Here is a 2,476-nt window from a genome sequence, read left to right on the forward strand (position 1 = left end):
CGGCGACCACGGCGTGATCGCCGGTCACGGCCGGCTGCTGGCCGCGCGCAAGCTGGGGCTCGCCGAGGTGCCGGTGATCGAGCTTGCGCACCTGACGCCTGCGCAGAAGCGCGCCTACGTGATCGCCGACAACCGGCTCGCACTCGACGCCGGCTGGGACCAGGCGATGTTGGCGCTGGAGTTCGCCGAACTGGCCGACGCCGGCTTCGATCTGGACCTGACCGGCTTCTCGGCCTCCGAGATCGAAGGCCTGCTCGACGCCATCGAGAAGACGGAACCGTCCGCCGAAGAGGACACGAGCGCTTTGGTCCGCGACCCGGACGAGGACGACGTCACACCGCCCACGGTGGCGGTCACGCGCCCCGGCGATCTGTGGCTGCTCGGTGAACATCGGCTGCTGTGCGCCGACAGCCGCGACGCGGCCGCCGTCGCGCGCCTCCTCGATGGCGAGCGGGCGCACCTGCTCTTCACCAGCCCGCCGTATGCCAACCAGCGCGACTACACCACCGGCGGGATCGAAGACTGGGACGCGTTGATGCAGGGCGTGTTCGGCGCTGCCCGAGCGGCGCTGCGCGAGGACGCGCAACTCGGCTCCATGTCGTTTCGTGTGGAAAGCAACACTGTCACTGGGGCATCGCCGGCGCGAACGGACTGGCCGGCAGGTGCTTGAGCTTGGACATGCGCAGGTAGGCGATGGCGATGAAGTTCTGGCTCGTCCTGAAGCCGCGCGCGGCGCGCTTGGCCTGCTGCAGCAGCCCGTTCATCGCCTCGACGAAGGCGTTGCTGCGGTGATCGACCATGCCGCGCACCACCGCGTCGAACCGCTCCTTGAGCGTGGCGGCCAGCTTCTTGAACGGCTCGAGCCGACAGCGCCGCGCCCAGCTCAGCCAGGCCCTGAGGTCGGATGCGGCCTGTTCGATGCTGTTGTGCGCTGTGGCCCGTGCGTACACCGCGCGCAGCGCCATCTTCAGCCGCCACGCCCGCGCGCTCTTGAGCGTCGAGCGCTGCAGCCAGTGCATGGCATCGAGCTGGCGGGCGCTCCAGCTGCTGGGGTTGCGCCGCATGCCCCACAGCAGCTGCCTGAGCGTCTTGCGGCCGCCAGCGCCCAGCGCGGCTCGCACCGCCTGCGCGTCGGTGGCCATCTCCGCGCGGCGCACCTGGTCCATCGCATCGATGGCCATCGAGACGACGTGAAAGCGGTCGTAGCTGATCTGCGCCTCGGGCAGCGCCAGCGCCACGCCCTTGGCGTAGGCCGCGCTCATGTCCATGCACACGTGCCGCACCTGGGCGGGATCGCCGCCATGGGCCTTCAGATCCTCGGCGAACTCCACCACCGTGCGGTGCTCGCGCCCCTCGGTGGCGAACAGCAGCCGCTTGCGATCCAGGTCGTGCACGACGCTGATGTAGTGCTGCCCGCGCCGCAGGCTGGTCTCGTCGATGCCCACCGTGCGCACGCCGGCGAAGTCTTCCAGCGCACGCGCCTGCGCGACGTAGAACTCGATGCGCCGCCACAGCCGCTTGTCCTTGCAGCGCAGCAACTCGGCGGCCTGGCGCACCGGCAGGTCCAGGCACAAGGTCAGCGCCAGCGCTTCGAACGCCGCGGTGAAGCCCGAGCCCGGACGCGCCCAGGGCACGGCCACCTGCGTGGTCTTGCCGCAGGCACCGCAGGCCACGCGCGGCACGTCGCAGTGCAGCCAGGCCTCGAACTGGAAGAAGTCCAGGTGCCGCCAGGATCGGCGCAGCCGGTCGTGCACCGGTTGCGTGGCCGCACCGCATGCCGGGCAGGCGAGCCTGCTGGTGTGGCAGCCGATCTCGAAGTCGATACGCCGCTTGGCGGTGTCGAGCCTGACGTCATCGACGACCCACGGCGGCTGCAAGCCCAGCGCGCTGGTGAACAGAGCTTCTACGGCAATGCCCATGGACTCATCCTCCTGATCAAACACGCCTCGTGGACATGTGCACAGGCCGGCCAGCGGCCTGCACACATGCCCACCGGGCTCGACGACCAGGAGTCATTGTGACTGTTGGGTTCCACACGAAATGACGAAGAGCCGCAACCAGGGGCCAGCATGCTCAAGCAGCAGTTTCGCCAGCGGCGTGCCTGCGCCGAAAAGTACGGCAGCGGCCAGCGCGGCGGGGATGCCGGAGTCGTTCAATTTCATTTTCTCTTGTCATTTATGGACTTGCGTTCAACGGAACGACCGTGCGCACCATGCACGTGTCCGGCCGCGCTGGAGCCGCCCTCGGAGCCTTGGCGAGCAAGCTCATTCAAGATGCCGCAGTGGGCAGCATCCCGCGCTTCCTGACACAAATCCCGCAGCCCTTTAAGTTGCCGCTCCAGCGAGCGCAATTCCCGAATGCGGGCGGCAACATGGCCGATGTGTTCATCCAGCAATGCATTCACCTCGCCGCAGTTTTCGGTCGGCGCATCCTTGAAACGCAGCAGTACGCGGATTTCGTCCAGCGTCATGTCCAG

4 protein-coding genes are annotated in these 2,476 nt (G+C 68.1%); 1 reads left to right on the plus strand and 3 read right to left on the minus strand.

The annotated features are described in order from the left end of the window. Nucleotides 1-670 (plus strand): hypothetical protein (locus tag VNJ47_06100; protein ID HXG28404.1); only part of this gene is annotated, 670 nt, incomplete at its 5' end. On the opposite strand, the gene VNJ47_06105 is transcribed toward VNJ47_06100, so the two are convergent. From VNJ47_06105 to VNJ47_06115, 3 genes are all read right to left on the minus strand, one after another. After that, entirely contained in the window at nt 624-1,919 is a 1,296-nt protein-coding gene (locus tag VNJ47_06105; protein ID HXG28405.1) for an ISL3 family transposase, read from the minus strand. The genes VNJ47_06100 and VNJ47_06105 overlap by 47 nt on opposite strands. A 93-nt stretch (nt 1,920-2,012) precedes the next feature. Continuing rightward, on the minus strand, nt 2,013-2,162 hold the full coding sequence (locus VNJ47_06110; GenBank protein HXG28406.1) for a hypothetical protein: 150 nt from the start codon (nt 2,160-2,162) through the stop codon (nt 2,013-2,015). After that, a partial coding sequence (locus VNJ47_06115; protein HXG28407.1) for a MerR family DNA-binding protein occupies nt 2,159-2,476 on the minus strand: 318 nt, incomplete at its 5' end. The genes VNJ47_06110 and VNJ47_06115, both read right to left, overlap by 4 nt.

It is taken from the genome of Nevskiales bacterium (assembly GCA_035574475.1).
GTDB lineage: Bacteria > Pseudomonadota > Gammaproteobacteria > Nevskiales > DATLYR01 > DATLYR01.